This is a genomic window from Sphaerisporangium sp. TRM90804, from assembly GCF_029846175.1.
GTDB lineage: Bacteria > Actinomycetota > Actinomycetes > Streptosporangiales > Streptosporangiaceae > Sphaerisporangium.
In genome coordinates this window covers 129,732-144,396 of record NZ_JARWAC010000026.1, presented here as the reverse complement: position 1 = coordinate 144,396, position 14,665 = coordinate 129,732, and the positions used below count along the sequence as shown (strand labels likewise).

Annotated in this window: 10 protein-coding genes and 1 riboswitch; of the genes, 4 read left to right on the top strand and 6 right to left on the bottom strand. The window is 73.0% G+C overall.

Annotated elements, in window-relative coordinates; genetic code table 11:
- Nucleotides 1–260 precede the first annotated feature (260 nt).
- Entirely contained in the window at nucleotides 261–929 is a 669-nt protein-coding gene (locus tag PYR91_RS29390; RefSeq protein WP_279784992.1) for a CHAP domain-containing protein, read from the bottom strand.
- A gap of 15 nt (nucleotides 930–944) precedes the next feature.
- A riboswitch (cyclic di-AMP (ydaO/yuaA leader) is annotated at nucleotides 945–1,091 on the bottom strand.
- 970 nt (nucleotides 1,092–2,061) lie between these two features.
- Here PYR91_RS29390 and PYR91_RS29385 point away from each other — a divergent pair.
- Both PYR91_RS29385 and PYR91_RS29380 read left to right on the top strand, forming a co-directional pair.
- Nucleotides 2,062–3,048 (top strand): hypothetical protein, encoded by a 987-nt coding sequence (locus tag PYR91_RS29385; protein ID WP_279784990.1) that lies wholly within the window; start codon nucleotides 2,062–2,064, stop codon nucleotides 3,046–3,048.
- The gene (locus PYR91_RS29380; protein ID WP_279784988.1) at nucleotides 3,045–4,511 is read left to right on the top strand and encodes a DUF6716 putative glycosyltransferase; all 1,467 of its coding nucleotides are present in this window, start codon (nucleotides 3,045–3,047) and stop codon (nucleotides 4,509–4,511) included. The genes PYR91_RS29385 and PYR91_RS29380 overlap by 4 nt, the downstream gene beginning before the upstream one ends.
- Before the next feature lie 193 nt (nucleotides 4,512–4,704).
- Here the strand turns inward: PYR91_RS29380 and PYR91_RS29375 are convergent, their stop codons facing one another.
- The 4 genes from PYR91_RS29375 to PYR91_RS29360 all read right to left on the bottom strand — a co-directional run bounded on the left by PYR91_RS29375 (nucleotide 4,705) and on the right by PYR91_RS29360 (nucleotide 10,601).
- Nucleotides 4,705–5,979: a polysialyltransferase family glycosyltransferase gene (locus tag PYR91_RS29375; RefSeq protein WP_279784986.1), complete on the bottom strand. Its 1,275-nt coding sequence runs from the start codon at nucleotides 5,977–5,979 to the stop codon at nucleotides 4,705–4,707.
- The gene (locus tag PYR91_RS29370) at nucleotides 5,976–6,938 is read right to left on the bottom strand and encodes a glycosyltransferase family 2 protein (protein WP_279784984.1); all 963 of its coding nucleotides are present in this window, start codon (nucleotides 6,936–6,938) and stop codon (nucleotides 5,976–5,978) included. The genes PYR91_RS29375 and PYR91_RS29370 overlap by 4 nt, the downstream gene beginning before the upstream one ends.
- A gap of 48 nt (nucleotides 6,939–6,986) precedes the next feature.
- Nucleotides 6,987–9,104, bottom strand: a complete 2,118-nt coding sequence (locus PYR91_RS29365) for an N-acetylneuraminate synthase family protein (protein WP_279784982.1) — start codon at nucleotides 9,102–9,104, stop codon at nucleotides 6,987–6,989.
- Nucleotides 9,105–9,248: 144 nt separating this feature from the next.
- Complete coding sequence (locus tag PYR91_RS29360; RefSeq protein ID WP_279784980.1) at nucleotides 9,249–10,601, bottom strand: HAMP domain-containing sensor histidine kinase; 1,353 nt, start codon at nucleotides 10,599–10,601, stop codon at nucleotides 9,249–9,251.
- A gap of 233 nt (nucleotides 10,602–10,834) precedes the next feature.
- Here PYR91_RS29360 and PYR91_RS29355 point away from each other — a divergent pair, with 233 nt between their 5' ends.
- Entirely contained in the window at nucleotides 10,835–12,181 is a 1,347-nt protein-coding gene (locus tag PYR91_RS29355; RefSeq protein ID WP_279784978.1) for a right-handed parallel beta-helix repeat-containing protein, read from the top strand.
- 141 nt (nucleotides 12,182–12,322) lie between these two features.
- On the top strand, nucleotides 12,323–12,952 hold the full coding sequence (locus PYR91_RS29350) for an amino acid-binding protein (protein ID WP_279784976.1): 630 nt from the start codon (nucleotides 12,323–12,325) through the stop codon (nucleotides 12,950–12,952).
- Between the two features lie 21 nt (nucleotides 12,953–12,973).
- Here the strand turns inward: PYR91_RS29350 and PYR91_RS29345 are convergent, their stop codons facing one another.
- On the bottom strand, nucleotides 12,974–14,269 hold the full coding sequence (locus PYR91_RS29345) for an ATP-binding cassette domain-containing protein (protein ID WP_279784974.1): 1,296 nt from the start codon (nucleotides 14,267–14,269) through the stop codon (nucleotides 12,974–12,976).
- Nucleotides 14,270–14,665: the final 396 nt, after the last annotated feature.

The following is a 14,665-nucleotide window of genomic DNA, read 5'->3' as shown; positions in this document are numbered from 1 at the left end:
CCCCGATCGGCAATGCTGGCGTCAATATGCTGAAACCTAACTGTTACTCCTGGGGGCGTTAGGCGCGATAAATGGGACGATCAGTGGCAAAAGCACCAATGATGGTCTTGGGAGCGCTCCCATCCAGTGTCGGGATAGTCCGCCCAAAACCGTCCATACACAGTGCCGCCGTGCGGCCGGTGCGGGCATTCGGCCGCACGGCGGCGGGGAGGGCGGGCGTCTTCCGAGGAGGTGGCGAGGCGCCCGCCGTGGTTGCGCGGTCAGGCGGCGTAGGCGGGGTATCCGTAGCCGGTGACCTGGTAGGTGGGACGCTCGCGGACCTCGACCTTGCCGTTGCCGGTGTTGCCCTCGACGGTCTTGATCGTGCCGTCGCCGTTGTCCTGGACGACGAAGCCGACGTGGTCGATGCCGTCCACGCTCTTGGCGCCGCTCCAGTCGAAGAACACGACCGCCCCCGGCTTGGGAACGGCGCCCCAGCGGTTCTGGGAGGCGAACCACTTGGCGTGGGCCACCGTGTAGGCGTCCGCGCCCATCGTGTCCTCGATGCCCAGCTGGTGGCCGACCCAGGAGACGAACATGTCGCACCAGGGAGCGTTGGCGAACCCGGCGATCGAGCCGCCGTCCCGCGCCACGGTCTCGTGGGCGCGCTCTGTGCTCATGTACCACTGGTGGAACTTGGTGCCGCCGCCGTAGGCGTTCTCGCTGACGCCCACCTGGCTCTCCGCGAGGCGCAGGACCTCGTTCGCGCTGACCTGCCGGGCGGTGGTGGCCGGGGCCTCCGCGGCCGCGGCCGCGGTGATCGGGTCGCGCGGGAGGTCGGACGCGTACGCCATGGTGGCGCCGGTCGCCACCTGGGCGAGGATCAGACCGCCGACGACGCCGGCCTTGAGGTGGTTCTTCGGGGCATCCAGAAGCCGATGTAGGAACATTGACAAGGGGAAGACTCCTTCTTCCAAGCCGCCTACCGGGTTAGCTGACGGGTTCGGGCGTGGAAGTCGCCCTACGGTGCGCCCGTATGGGTGGCGCCCCGATTCACCCCAGGAGAGATGGGTCCCCGGCTCCGCGCGAAGCGGACTCGACGGTGGCGCACATCGGCGGGAGAGGCTCTCCGCGGCGGACCGGTCGTGCGCTCTGGCAATCTCCACGGCACGTGCAGACCGCCCAGGTAGGCAGTTGTAGTGCCGGGAATCCACTTATGGTAATCCATGGGACAAAGAGATGCAAACACGACAAATCACCGGGCCTAACCGAGGCTCGTCAAGGTAAAGCCGAGGGTCGCTCATGAATACCGTCGGGACCGGTCCGGGAGGGTGTTCGCGTGTCGTCCGATGGTCGCGAGCGTGGGTGCACGCGGGCGCCGGTGATCTTTCGTCCGCGGTGCAGATACGGCAGGTGACCTCACCCGATGCATTTCCATGCGGTGAACCGGCGTTATCGAATCGGGATGGCGCGCGTCGAATCCGCTTTTCCCGAAGGGAATCGCGGGAAGTCGCGGCTGGTCGGGGAGAATCCGCAGGTCGCCGGGCTGTCGGAGGGTCGCCCGAGCCCCGGCCGGGCCCCGTGACCGGCGGGTCGCCGACTCGGAAAGGCCGTGCACGCGGGTGAATCCGGCGGTACGTCCGTCGCGCGACCCGGAAGGCTGGCACCATGGGCGGTGTTTCTCCGCCTCCCCGGCACCCCCTGTCGCCGAAAGTCGAGAAGGTAGGATGGGTGGAGAAAAGCACCTTTTGCAGCGCAATTGCGCCGCGAATGTCGCGGCGCTCGATGCGTGACCACAAAACTTCGTGAAACGGGGTACGTAACCCCTTGACCGCCGACGCCGGGCTCAGACCGGAGGGCGGCGCCCGCGTCCCCGGAGCGTCCAGGCGGCGGCCGCGTCCCGCCCCGCGCGGGGCGCCGACCAGGACGCCGACGGGACGCCGAGCGGGGGAGGCACGCCATGGATGATCGACTGTTGTCCGCTGTTCATCGGGCGTTACCGCGGTCGTAGGGCCCCGCCGTTATGTTGCTTGCGTCGTGAACGTGTCAATACCCGGCGTGGAGAGGATCGGTCGAAGCCGCGTGCGGGAGCAGGGGTCGGCCGTCGCGTGGGTGGAGTCCCCCCTCCAACTGCTCTGCGCCGTGGAGGCGCGGTACGCCCAGGTGGTCGGGCCGGCCACCCGGGTGGTGACCCGCGCCAAGCTGCCGGCGCTGCGCGTGACGCGCAGAGAGCTGGCCTCCCTCGACCTGCCCGAGGGCCTGATGATGGAGACCGCCGAGGACGGCATGCCCCGCCCGGGACGCCACGCCGACTGGGTGCTCGGCGACGCCTTCTCCGGCCGGATGCAGCTCACCTCGCTGACCTCCGCCCCCTCGCGCCTGGTCGTCGTGGACGACGGCCTGGCCACGATCCGGCTGCTGGAGCTCCTGGTCGCCAAGGGGGGCACGCCGCTGCTGCGCGCCAGGGCCGAGTCCGGCCTCGGGCGGCGCGTGCTCGGCGCGGCCGCCGGGGTCCGGCTGCGGGCCGCCGCCCGCGCGGGCCGGCTGACGATCTTCACCGCGCTGCCCGTGCCGGCCGACCTCGCCAAGGAGGTGCGGGCGCTCGGCGCCGAGCTGGTGACCCACGACTTCGCGTGGCTGCGGTCCCAGCCCTCCCTGGCCCACCCCCGCCCGGCCGAGAACACCGTCGTGCTGGGCACGTCCCTGGTGCGCAACGGCCTGATCCACCGCGACCGCTACCTGTCATGGCTGTTCGCCCTCCAGGGCCCGCTGGCCTACTACCCGCACCGGCGCGAGGACCCCGGTGATCTCGCCGCCGTGCGCGACCATCCCGGTGTTACGGTGTACGACGGCGGGGTGCCGGTCGAGATGACCCTCCGCGACCTGCGTCCCGGGCAGCGTGTGCTGAGCCTCCCGTCCACGGCGGTCACCTCGCTGCGCGTGCTGCTGTCGGCGCGCGGCGTCCCCGTCGAGACCGTCGACGTCCCCGACGACTGGTGGACGCCCTCGGCCAGCGTGTCGCTCCGTACACACCTGCAGATGTTCGCGCACGAAAGGTCTTCCCCTTGACCCGGGTTCTCGCCGTCGCCGACTCAGACTCCTACCTGAAGTGGGCGGCGGGCCTGCTGGACCAACTCCCGTCCGGGTGGTCGTCGACGCTCACCGTGGTCCGCACGCCGATCCTGCCGTCGCCCGCCCAGGTGGCCGCCGCCGTCAGCGGCACCCGGGCCGGGGCGCACGAGCCGCCCGTGGTGGTGTCGGCCCGGGCCCTGCGCCGCATCGCCGAGCGCACCCGGCCCGACGCCGTCCTCGTCGCCTGCACGGGGCCGGTCGTCGACGTGCTGGTGAGCGAGGTGCTGGCCGGGCTGGTCCCGCGCCCGGTGTTCGTCTCGGGCCTGCCGGGCATCTCCATCCCCGCCACCGAGAAGGCCTGGCTCTTCCGCGGCGCCTGCGACCTCTTCGTCGTGCACAGCGGCAAGGAGGTCGAGGAGTTCGGCCGCATCGGCAAGGAGCTGGGCGCCGCGGGCTCCGTGGGCCTGGCCCGCCTGCCCTACCTCGACCACGGCGCCGCCCGGCCGGCCGCGCCCGCGCCGTTGCCGCCCGCCGCTCCCACCGGGCCGGGCCCCGCGCCGGGGGTGACGGCCGCCGCGGCGTCCGGCGCGGTCGTGCCCACCGTGCCCGCCGGCCAGGCCCCCGCACCGGGCGCGACGGCCGCCGGGGCAGCCGCGGTGCCCGGCGTGGTCGTGCCGGCAGCGGTCGTGCCCGGCCGCGCGGCCGGCGACGTCGTGCCCGGCGCGGTGGTGCCGGCCGAGGGCATGGCGCCGCTCGCCTCGCCCGCCGCCGACCGGGTGATCTTCGCGACGCAGGCGAAGGTGCCCAGGCGCCGTGAGGAGCGTGAGAGCATCCTGCTCGCCCTCGCGGCCCTCGCCGACGCCCGCCCCGACCTCGACGTCGTGGTGAAGCTGCGCGCCCTGGAGTCCGAGCGCCAGACCCACAACGAGCGCCACCACTACGAGCGGCTGTGGCGCTCGCTGGTGGAGACCGGCGCCGTGCGCCCCGGCGCCGTCCGCTTCGCCGCCGGGCCCATGCACGAGCACCTGGCGAGGGCGTCGGCGTTCGTGACGGTCAGCTCCACGGCCGCCCTGGAGGCCATCGCCGGGCGGGTGCCGCTGCTGGTGCTGTCCGACTTCGGGGTCAGCGCCGAGATGATCAACCTGGTGTTCGAGGACAGCGGGTGCCTCGGCACCCTCGACGACCTCGCGCGCGGGGAGTTCCGTCAGCCCACGGCCGCCTGGTGCGACGCCAACTACTTCCACGACCCCGCCCTGAGCGACTGGACCGGCCGGCTCGCCGCGCTGGTGGAGCGGTCGCACACCGGCGGGCTGCCCCCCGCGCGCCCGCTGCTGGACGGCCCCGCCCACGTGGCCGCCCGCCGCCGCGCCCGCATGCGCGTCGAGGTGCCGCCGAACGTGCTCAGGGCCGGCTACCGCGCCCGCCGCCGGGTGCGCCGCTACCTCAAGGCCCTCGGCTGACCCACGAGACGGCCGCGCGCCGGGGGACGAGGCGGCGTCCGGCGCGGACGGAGCCCGCCCCACGCCGTGACGGCCTGTGCCCGTCGGCGTGGGCCGGGTGGGCCACGGCGCGTGACGGGCACGGTCCGGCGGGCCGCGACGAGACGCCCCCGGGCGCCCGGCCCCCCCGGCCGGGCGCCCGGGGGCGTCGGGGTCAGCGGGCCAGGACGCGGCGGAGCCGGCCCAGCGCCCGGGAGGCCGTGGTCGGCGGCTCGGGCGCCGGCACCAGCCCCACCGACGCCAGGCGCCGGTTCTTGAAGTAGCGCGCCTGGGCGCCGTGGGTCTCGATATAGGCGGCGGCCGCGTCGCGAAGCTCGGGGTAGTGCTCGCTCTGCATGCAGAAGCCCACCGCCTCCACCAGCGCGGGCACGTCGGCGGCCGGCGGCTCGGTGATCGTGCCGTCGGGGGAGAGACGGGGCACGGTCGCGTCGACGATCGTGACCGGGACGCGGTTGCTGTTCTCGTACGGCGCGAGCCGTTCGAGGACGACGTCGCAGCCCATCGTGGCGATCGGCAGCCCGAACAGGCGGTGCGCGGTGACCAGCGCGGTGGAGAAGCAGCCGACGACCAGCTTCGGGCGCAGCGCCTTGAAGCAGACCTCGGCCGGCACCGTCTCGCCCGCCACGTGCAGCTCGACGCCCAGCTCGGCGGCCGCGGCCCGCATCCGCAGGGAATGGCGGTGCCCGGCCGCCGGATGCGGCTTGAACAGCACCTTGGTGTGCCCGCGGGCGGCGACCGCGGCGAGCATGTCGGCGTGCAGCCGCTCCTCCTCCTCGGCGGTGACGATGTCCAGGGCCGACAGGTACTGGCCGAGGATGACGGCGTCCCCTTCGAGGTCCTCGGGTGCCGGGATGTCGGCGAGCACCCGGTGGAAGGCGGCGTCCGGCAGCGGGTCGGGCGCGACGCCGGCCTCCCGCAGCAGCAGCGGCGTCAGCTCGGGCACCAGGTCGAGGTGGAGCAGCCGGGTGATCCGCCCGGAGATCTCCAGTGGCAGCGGGTCGCGCGTCGGCCCGTAGCTCATCAGCCCGTCGGAGTACACCGTGATCGGGCAGTCGCGGATCAGGCCGGCCAGGGTCCTGGCCGGGGGCACCGCGATGGACTCCACGATCAGCTCGGCCGGGCCGTCGGCGAGCCTCAGGTGCGCCCGCAGCATGCGCGAGAGCATGGGCACCTCGATGACCCGCGCCCTCCAGTCGGAGGGGTGCAGCGGCGCCACGATGTCGTTGTAGGACCACACCTCGTCGAAGCGCGGCCGGATCGCCTCGAAGCCCGCCGTCTCGTCCAGGGACGGCGTGATCTCCGGGATCGCGGCGTTGTTGGACACCAGCAGAACGCGGCGCCCGGTGCGGGCGCCGAACCTGCCGGCGTCGACGGCCGCGGCGAGGGTCATCGCCCCGAAGAGCGTGGAGCTGTAGAAGACCTGGGTCATGGGAAGCGCTCCTGGGACTCTGCGTGGTGCCGGGGGAGCAGGGGACGCAGCAGCTGGAGGCGGTCGGCCTCCAGGCCGGCCGCGGCGATCTCGCCGGGCGTCAGGCCCGCCAGGGCGTCCTGCGCGCGGGCGGTGAAGCGGGCCCGCAGGTCGGGGGAGAAGCGGCCGGCCAGCTCCAGGTGGTGCGCCAGCAGCGCGCAGAAGGTGCGCACCGCCTTCGGCCGCAGATCGGGCTCCTCCTCGACCTGCTTGAGCACCAGCTCGAAGGCGTCGAAGAAGTGGAGCTGCCGTTCGTCTCCGATCTGGGTGAGCGAGGTGGGCACCAGCCGCCGGTAGAACACCCCGGCCAGGGAGACCACCGCGAACGAGCGCGCCTCGCGGTGCAGGCGCCAGATCCACGGGCGGTCCTCGGCGGTGTGCAGGTGGCCGGGGAAGGCGAGAAGATCGCCCAGCTCGCGCCGGTAGACGCCCGCCCAGGCGTACGGGTAGTCGACCATCGTCTTGGCGCGGACGGGCACGATGTGGTCGCGGGGGCGCAGCACCACGCCGCGCCGGGCCTCCGGCGCCCGGTGGGTGACGCGCTTGCGCCCCTCCACCTGCACGTGGTCGACCCGGACGAAGTCGCAGCCCAGCGTCTCCGCTGCGTCCACCAGATCGGCCAGGTAGCCGCGCGCCAGCCAGTCGTCGCCGTCGAGGAAGGTGACGTAGCGGCCGGACGCCGCGGCGAGGCCGGCGTTGCGCGCGTCCGCCAGCCCGGCCGGGGTGCTGTTGCGCAGCACGGACAGGCCGGGCAGGCGCCCGCGGAAGTCGTCGATGATCTGCGGGGTCTGGTCGGCCGACCCGTCGTCGACCACGATGAACTCGAAGTCGGGCCGGGCGTTGCGCACCAGGGAGGTGAGGGCGTCGGCGATGAACGGGTCGGCGTCCCGCACCGGCACCACGACCGACAGCGTGGTCACCGGCGCTCCCGAGCATGGGTCACTGTTCGGGTCTCCTTGACGGTGTGGTCAGTCGGTGACGCGGCGCAGGCGGGCCTTGGGGGCCTCTTCGCCCGGGAAGACCCGCTTGACGCCGTCGCCGAGCGCCGACTCGATGATCCGGATGTCGCGGACCAGGTGCTCCAACCCGTTCGGCTCCAGGGAGGCGGCGTGGTCGGAGCCCCACATCGTGCGGTCCAGGGTGATGTGCCGCTCCACGGTGACCGCGCCCAGGGTGACCGCGGCCAGCGAGATCTGCAGGCCGCGCTCGTGACCGGAGTAGCCGACCGGCACGCCGTACCGCTCCCGGAGGGTCACGATGGCGCGCAGGTTGGCCTCTTCGGGGGGGAGCGGGTAGGTGGACGTGGCGTGCATCATCACGAGCCTATCGGTGCCGAGGATCTCCACGGCGGCGTCGATCTCCTCCAGCGTCGACATCCCGGTCGACAGGATGATCGGCTTGCCGGTGGCGGCCAGCCTGCGCAGCAGCTCGCGGTCGGTGACGCTGGCGGAGGCGACCTTGTGGCAGACGACGCCCATGTCCTCCAGGAAGTCGACCGACGGGACGTCCCACGGCGAGGCGAACCAGTCGACGCCGCGCTCGGCGCAGTACTTGGCGATCTGGGAGTACTCGTCGGCGCCGAACTCCACCCGGTACTTGTACTCCAGGTAGGTCATCTCGCCCCACGGGGTCTGGCGCATCTGGTCGCGCTGGTGGACCGGCACGGCGATCTCGGGGGTGCGCTTCTGGAACTTCACCGCCTGGCAGCCGGCGTCGGCCGCCACGTCGATGAGGCGGCGAGCGATGTCGAGGTCGCCGTTGTGGTTGATGCCGATCTCGCCGATCATGTACACCGGATGCCCGGGACCGACCGGCGACTCGCCGATCCACACGGCCGCGGCGGGCGACTCCGCGGGGGCGGGGGCGGCCTCCGCGACCGGGACGGCCCTCAGCACCGGGGCGGGCGGCGCCGGCGCGGGGACGGGGGGCACCGGGGAGAGGTCCACGGCGGGCCGGGCGGCCAGCACGCGGTCGCACAGCTCGCGCACGGCGCCCGAGCCGCCGGGGCGGGTGAGCACGACACGGGCGGCGGCCAGGACGCGCGGGTCGGCGCCGGGGACGGCGGCGGGCCAGCCGACCAGGTCCATGCAGCCGAGGTCGTTGACGTCGTTGCCGAGGTAGGCTACACGGGCCGGGTCGAGCCCCTCGGCGGTCATCCACTCGCCCAGGGCGACGTGCTTGGCCGACTGGCCCTGCAGCACCGGCACGCCCAGCTTGCGAGCGCGGGCGGAGACGACCGGGTTGCGCTCGGTGGACAGCACCAGCACCTTCACGCCCGACCGCTTGAGCAGGTCGACGCCCAGGCCGTCGGAGCGGCTGACCGCCACGGTCTCGTGGCCGTCCTGGTCGACGAAGACGTGGTCGTCGGTGTGCACGCCGTCGAAGTCGGTGACCACGGCGTCGACGTCCACCGGGCCGGGCCGGTCGACCACGGGCGCCAGCGCCCGGACGATCTCCAGGTCGTCGGGGGTGTCGACCTCCACGGCGTGCCCGGCCGGGACGGGCTGGACGGCGACGGTGCCGAAGAACCGGTGGCCGTGCTCGCGCAGGCCCGCGGCGCGGATCGCGTAGAACGCGCCGGTCTCGCGGTACTCGGGGTCGCGGTCCTGGCGGCGCGGCCGGTGGGCCGGGTCGTGGTTGACCCCGCCGACGCCGCCGTCGCGCGGCGCCCACACGAACTCGTGGGTCTCCAGCCCGGAGAACACCACGTCGGCGGTGCCGTCGAGGACCTTGGCGATCGCGGCGTCCAGGTCGGCCGGGTCGATGAAGGCGCTGGTGCACTGCACCAGCACCACGACCTCGGGGTCGGCGCCGAGCTGCCCGAGCGCGTGGATCAGCGCCGACTCGCTGGAGGCGGCCGAGCCGCTCAGCTCGGCGGGACGGTCGACGACCCGCGCGCCCGCCTGGGCCGCCGTGGCGGCGATGCCCTGGTGGTCGGTGCTGACGACGACCTCGTCGACGAGCTCGGCCTCCCGGCAGGCGCCCACCGCGCGGGCCACGAGGGGCGTGCCGCCCACCTTCGCCAGGTTCTTGAGCGGGACGCCCACAGAGCCGCCACGGGCGGGGACGACGGCCAGGACTCGCAAGATGACTCCCTGTGATATGCGGAAACGACGAGCGCTCGCCAGGGGCGCTCGGAGGGTGTCACGCACGCTAACGAGCGGCCGTCTCCAGCATGGGGGGTCTCCGATGAACGCCTGACGTAGCTCCCATTAACACTTGGGGACGCCTCATTCGACCACGGGAAGGCGCAGGACGAACCTGGTTCCTTCCGATACGTCCTCCACGTGCAGCGTCCCGCCGTGGGCGATGGCCACGTCGCGGGCGATGGCGAGCCCCAGGCCGGTTCCGCCGAGCTCCCGGCTGCGGGAGGCGTCCAGGCGGGTGAAGCGGTGGAAGACCCGCTCGCGGTCCTCCTCGGCGATGCGGTCTCCGTCGTTGGTGACCGACAGGACGGCCTCGCCCTTGTGGGCGCGCAGCCGCACGGTGATGGCCGTCTCGGCGTGCCGCTGGGCGTTGCCGAGCAGGTTGTCGACCACCCGGGCGAGCTGGGTGCGCACGCCCAGCACGACCACGTCCTCCTCCAGGTCGGTGGTGACCGGCACACGCGGCGGGCAGCACCTGGCCTGCGCGGTCACCAGGTCGGCGAGATCGACGCTCTCCTGCACCGCCGGGCCGCTCGACCCGAGCCGCGCCATGAACAGCAGGTCGGTGACGATGACCTCCAGCCGGTCGGTGTCGCGCAGGGCGCCCTCCACCAGGGTGTCCAGCTCGACGTGCTGGGGATGCAGCCGCGCCTCCTCAAGCTGGGCGCGCAGCCCGGCGATGGGGGTGCGCAGCTCGTGGGAGGCGTCGGCGGCGAAGCGGCGCTGCTGCTCCACCGAGTGCTCCAGGCGGGCCAGCGTGCTGTTGACGGTCCTGGCCAGGTGGGCGATCTCGTTGTCGCCGGAGGGCTCCCTGACGCGGGCCGACAGGTCGCTGACGGTGATGTGGGCGAGCTGCGCCTGGATGTGGTTGACCGTCTGCAGCGCGCGGTGGGCGACCTTCCACGCGAGCCAGCCCAGCAGCGCCGCCAGCGCCACGACGTGCAGCCCGAGCGCCACGTCCAGGGCGCGGGTGGTCAGCAGGGCCGGGGTCGGCTCGGCGGCGTAGACCACGGGCGCGCCGGGGGCGTTGCTGGTGGCGATCGCGGTCACGTGGAAGCACTCGGTGGGCGAGCGCGGGCAGGTCACGTAGTCCCGGCTGCGGTTGGGGGCGGGCTTGCCGCCGTCGAGCACGGGCAGCCGCTCGGCCTTCGGCGTGGACGCGAGCAGGCGGCCGTCCGGCCCGGTCACCTGGATCAGGTCGGCGCCCCCCGGGCGGGGGGCGATGGGGTTGCGGAGGGTGGACTCGCGGTAGGCGCCGACGACACGGGCGGCGGCGACCCTGGTCTCCTGCCACAGCGTGTGGGCGACGGTGTTCCTGATCACCATGTCGGCCGCGAGGCCGAGGGGGACGAGGAAGAGGGTCGCCAACAGGAGGGTGAGAACGGCGACCTGTCCGCGGATGGATCTGGGCCACGCGGCCGCCCATCGGAGGGACATTGGCAAAGGCTACTCGCGAGCGCCGCCGCCAAGATCCGGGTGGCGGGAAAGAGCTGGTCAAGGCATCGCAAACTCACGCGGCCCAGTGTCGGCAAGGTCTAACTTCCGGCGAGGCGGACCCTCCGCCACGGTCGTCCGCGATTAGGGTCTCCCGGCTGGAACGCCGGACCGCTAGCGTGAGCGGCACTGATCTTTTGGACCGGTCTAACCCCGTTGGGACGAGTGTGGGAACCATGGCGCCAAACGCGTTGCGAGCGGGTCTGCCGGCGTCGCTGATCTGCCTGCTGCTGCTCGGCGGCCAGGAGACGGTGCGGGCCGCGCCGGAGGCGGCCGCGACGGGCGCCCTCCCCGCCGGGCTCGTGGCCGCGACGGCCGGCGCCCTGCCCCGCTTCGCCGGCAGGACGTACCACGTCGACGCGCGCGAGGGCGACGACGACGCGCCGGGCACCTCCCCGGGCACGGCGTGGCGCTCGCTCGGCCGGGTGGAGGCCGCGCGCCTGCGTCCGGGGGACGCCGTGCTGTTCCGGCGCGGCGGCCGGTGGCGCGGCACGCTCACGCTGGACGGCTCGGGCACGGCCGCGCGGCCGATCAGGGTCGGCGCGTACGGGATCGGTCCCCGGCCGAGGTTCAGCGGGGGCGAGGAGGCCTGCGTGGCGATCGACGGCTCGCACTGGCACGTGGCGGGGGTGCGGGCCAGCCGGTGCGGGTGGGCGGGCTTCCGCCTCGACGGCCGCCACAACGACCTGTGGGACGTGTACGCCGACGGGAACGTGACCGGCGTGTGGGTGACCGAGCGCGGCGCGCGCAACGTCATCCGCAACAGCCAGATGGTCGGCAACGACCGCATGAGCGTGAACGACGACGCGCCGGACAACGACTCCGGCGCCTTCGGGGTGCTGCTCAACGGCGACGACAACCGGGTCGTCGGCAACCGGATCATCGGCAGCTACGCGCGCAGCCGCGACTACGTGGCCGACGGGGCGGCCGTCGAGGTCTACGACGGCGACCGCAACGTGGTGACCCACAACATCGCGCGCGACAACGAGACCTTCGCCGAACTGGGCCACGCGCCCGGCCGGACCGCCCACGGCAACCTGTTCGCCAGCAACGTGGTGACCTCCTCGCGCCCCCGGGGGTCCTTCCTCATCACCCGCGGCGCCGGCCACTCGGTCGGGCCGGTGCACGGCACGGTCGCCGTGCACAACTCGGTGCGCCTGAGGGCGAGGAGGACCATCGGCTTCTCCTGCGCCGACGGCTGCTCGGCGCGCGTGCTGAGGCTGCGCAACAACATCGTGAGCGTGGGCGGCCGCGTCGGCTTCGAGGACGGCTCGGGCATCGACGACGCCGGCGGGGTCTACGAGGGCGGCAAGGGCGGCTTCCGGCTCGGGCGCCGATCCGTGCTGGCCGACCCGCGGTTCCGGAGCGCTCGCGACCTGCGGCTCGGGGCCGGCTCGCCCGCGATCGGGCGCGGGGTGCCCCTGGGCCCCTCCTGGTACGGCGGAGCCGGGCTGGCCTACGACGCCGCCGGGCGGCCGGTCGCGCGGAGCGGCAATCCGGACGCCGGCGCGTATCAACACTGAGCTGGCTTTGATCCGGACATATTTCTGCTACATGGTCGAAACCTCTATCGGCAACGCTGTGGGGCGTGGTCCGGTGGAGAGGAGCACGAGGTCGGCCGGTATAAAAAAGGGGTCTGGCTCGGTGATATGGAGGTGGTGAAGATGGTGCTGCGAGTACGGGTTTCGCTTCCCGACCGTCCTGGCGTGCTGGGCCAGGTGGCCCGGGCGTTCGGCGTGCTCGGCGCCGACATCCTCCAGGTGACGGTGCTCGAACGGGAGGGCGGCCGGGCCGTGGACGACTTCACCGTGTCCTGGCCGGGCGGGTTCGCGGCCGAGGAGCTGCGCGAACGGCTCTCGGTGGTGCCCGGCGTGCGGGTCGAGGGCGCCTGGCCGACCAGGGAGGTGCCCGGCACGAGCCCCGACTACGACCTGCTCGGGCACGTCGTCACCGACGCCGGACGGGCCTTCGTCACGCTCGTCGACGCCGTGCCCGACCTGGTGAGCGCCCAGTGGGCGGTGGCCGTCGACTCCGCGACCGGCGAGGTGGTGCACGGGAGCTGGCAGGCGCCCGGCATGGACGAGATGCCCGACCTGACCCCGCTGCGCCCGGCCGCGTTCAGCGAGGGGGCGCTGCACCTGCTGAGCCTGCCGGTCAAGACGGCCGGCCTGCACCTGGTGGTCGCCCGCACCGAGGGGGCGCCGTTCCACCAGGTCGAGATGGACAAGGTGGCGCGCGTCGTGGAGATCGTGTCCCTGCTGGCGACCGTCGACGACGACCGCACCGTCGCCTGAGCCCGTTCGGGGCGCGGGGCTCTAACGGCGGGGCGGGTCGATCCGGTCGCCCTGCTGGGTGAACAGCATCAGGCGGCTGAGGTCGACGGCCACGCGGCCGTGCTCGCCGGCGCGCCAGACCGGCCGCGAGCCCAGGCGGACGACCAGGTCGGCCCGCCGGTGGGTGCCGCTGCCTGGCACGGGGGGCGGCTCGGCCGCGACCGGCTCCTCGCCGCCGGCGATGAGGCGCCGCACCATCGACCGCACGCGCCCGGACGGCCCGGCGTGCCCGTTGCCGTTGACGGCGTGCCCGTTGGCCTCGGCGCGCGGGGCCGGCTCGGGCGCGGTGACCGCGGGGATGCCGACCTCCAGGTAGGCCAGCCATTCGTGGCCGTGGTACTCCAGCGCACGCACCCGGCCGGCGAAGTGCGGCCCGTCGACGCCTTCGGGGATGGGGGTGAGGCCGTCGGGGCGGATGCCGATGATGATCTGGCGCCCGGTGTGCTGCGACAGCGCGTAGGCCCGGGGATCGGTCCACGGCATCGTGATCTGGTGCAGCCCGAAGTCAAGCAGTATGTACTGGTTCTGCGGGGTCCGCACGGTCGCCGAGAGCAGGTTGAGCTGCTGCGAGCTGAGGAACGCCGCCACGAACGCGGTCGCGGGGTCGTTGTAGATCTGGCCAGGCGTGCCCACGTCCTGCAGGATGCCGCGGTTGAGGATCGCGATGCGGTCGGCGAGGGTCAGCGCCTCGACCTGGTCGTGCGTCACGTAGATGGTGGTCACCCCGAGGGCGCGCACCAGCGACGAGATCTCCATCCTCAACTCGGTGCGCATGCCGGCGTCGAGGTTGGACAGCGGCTCGTCCATGAGGAACAGCGACGGCTGCCTGACGATCGCGCGGCCCATCGCGACGCGCTGGCGCTGGCCGCCGGAGAGCGTTCCAGGCCGGCGGTCCAGGGTCTCGTCGATGTGCAGCGCGCGGGAGAGCTCGACCACACGCTCCTTCACCATGGCGGGGTCGGCCTTGGCGATCTCCAGGGGGAAGGAGATGTTGCCCCGGACGGTGCGGTGCGGGTAGAGGGCGCCGTTCTGGAAGACCATGGCGACGTCGCGGTCGCGAGGGGCGAGGTCGTTGGCGATCCGGCCGTCGAGATAGAGGTCACCAGCGGTGATGTCCTCAAGCCCCGCTATCATCCGCAGCAGGGTGGATTTCCCGCAGCCTGACGGGCCGAGCAGAACCAGCAGTTCGCCCTCTTCGGCGCGCAGGCTCAGGCGGTCGACCGCGAGGTGCCCCCCCGGGTACACCTTCGTCACGCTGTCGAGAACGACGGTACTCATCGTCACTCGCTCCTCCCGGGCGGCAGCGCCCGGATGCAGCCGTCATTGTGATTGATGAGGTAGTACATCGCGTACCGGGCCACCGTGTCCATACATAGCGTTAGAAATCGCTCATCTGGTGGTTACTTGACTGTTGCCTGTTCGCAAACGTCAAAACAGGCGCAACTACGACGCTGGGCAGCCGTCGCCGGGGGTCCGCCGGAGCCGCGTCTCCGGCCCCCGGATGCCGCCGCGCGGGGGCGGGCGCAGCCTGGTGAGGTCCGCCGTGTCACAGTTTGCAGAAAGTTTCCGAAAGGTCTTTCACGAGTGTTCACGTAGCTGTTACGTTCCGCGTACCCCGGCGACGCCGCCTGCATCGGGGGACGCGGAGCGGCCCGCGCCGAACCACTGGGCAAG

Coding starts and splice junctions, on each gene's coding strand:
- PYR91_RS29345 (WP_279784974.1), bottom strand. CDS start 14,269: ATGAGTACCGTCGTTCTCGACAGCGTGACGAAGGTGTACCCGGGGGGG.
- PYR91_RS29355 (WP_279784978.1), top strand. CDS start 10,835: ATGGCGCCAAACGCGTTGCGAGCGGGTCTGCCGGCGTCGCTGATCTGC.
- PYR91_RS29390 (WP_279784992.1), bottom strand. CDS start 929: ATGTTCCTACATCGGCTTCTGGATGCCCCGAAGAACCACCTCAAGGCC.
- PYR91_RS29375 (WP_279784986.1), bottom strand. CDS start 5,979: ATGACCCAGGTCTTCTACAGCTCCACGCTCTTCGGGGCGATGACCCTC.
- PYR91_RS29360 (WP_279784980.1), bottom strand. CDS start 10,601: ATGTCCCTCCGATGGGCGGCCGCGTGGCCCAGATCCATCCGCGGACAG.
- PYR91_RS29350 (WP_279784976.1), top strand. CDS start 12,323: ATGGTGCTGCGAGTACGGGTTTCGCTTCCCGACCGTCCTGGCGTGCTG.